Annotated in this window: 1 protein-coding gene; it reads left to right on the forward strand. The window is 34.2% G+C overall.

Annotation, left to right across the window (positions count from 1 at the left end):
* Positions 1 to 70 precede the first annotated feature (70 nt).
* A partial coding sequence (locus FD29_RS02850; RefSeq protein WP_057887462.1) for an IS110 family RNA-guided transposase occupies positions 71 to 1,265 on the forward strand: 1,195 nt, incomplete at its 3' end.

A 1,265-nucleotide genomic window follows, 5' to 3' on the forward strand; every position in this document is an offset into this window, starting at 1 on the left:
GGGACTTCGTGTCCGTGTATAGGAAATGAGATTCGAAATGTTGATATGGATAGCTTTAGAAAGGAAAATTATGTCAGATATTATTGCTTTAGATGTTTCTAAGGGACACAGTTACTGTGTCTATTACAACGACGGTAACTGTGTTACCGAGTTTGATTTCAAGCACAATAAGATTGGTTTTAGCAGACTCGATGCAACCGTAAAGTGTGCTAAGAATCCAATTTTTTATTTTGAAGCTACTGGAATTTATTCACGCCCAATTGAAAGATATTGCAGAGACAATAAAATACCTTATGCGTTATTAAATCCTCTTGAATTACATCTTAAAACAGAGAATTTAAGGCGTTTAAAAACTGATACTGATGATGCTCATAAAATCGCCATCAGTGCTTATGCAAATCATTACAGGCTGATGACTTATCAAAAACCAATATATGCGAAAATTAGAGAATTAAACAGGTTCTACGAGAGAATCGAAGATTCTCGTAAGTTGAACCAAGTTTATTTACATACTGAATTACAACAGACCTTTCCAGAAATAGAACAACTTTTTTCTAGTAGAACATCAAAATTGGCCTTAAATATAGTTGAGCTTTTCCCACATCCTGATTTAGTATCGGGTATTTCAAGAACTAAGTTAAAAAATATATTGCTTGGAAAGACTGATAAATGTATTTCAAAAAATAAAGCTCTAAAGTACGCCGAGAAGTTGATAAATTATGCTCACAATAGTCGTCCCGCCGCACATTTAAATGACACTCAAGTCCAAGAAGTGAAATATTATTCACGTCATTTGATAGATATAACGATTGAAAAAGAAAATCTTATAAAACAAATGATCAATCTTGGAGAACAGTTACCTGAGTTAGAAATCATTTCTTCGATGCCGGGCATCGGTAAGATGACCGCTGCACAGCTGATTGGTGAAGTTGGAGATTTTACTAGATTTGATAATGCAAATCAATTGAATGCATACTTTGGAATCGATTTGATTAGATACCAGTCAGGAAATTATATTAGAGGAGATCATATAAATAAACGGGGAAATCCAATAGCACGAGGAATTCTGTTTTTAGCTGTACGCAATATGCTCAAACAGCAGGCTTCTGCACCAAATCACATAGTTGATTATTACTACAGATTAAAAAAGCAACCCGTCCCTAAAAGGGACAAGGTTGCAGTAGTGGCTTGCATGAACAAGACACTCAAATGCTTATACTCTCTAATTAAGAATAAGCACAATTATATTTATTTGAATATGAACT

Origin of the sequence: Companilactobacillus mindensis DSM 14500 (assembly GCF_001434275.1) — a bacterium.
GTDB lineage: Bacteria > Bacillota > Bacilli > Lactobacillales > Lactobacillaceae > Companilactobacillus > Companilactobacillus mindensis.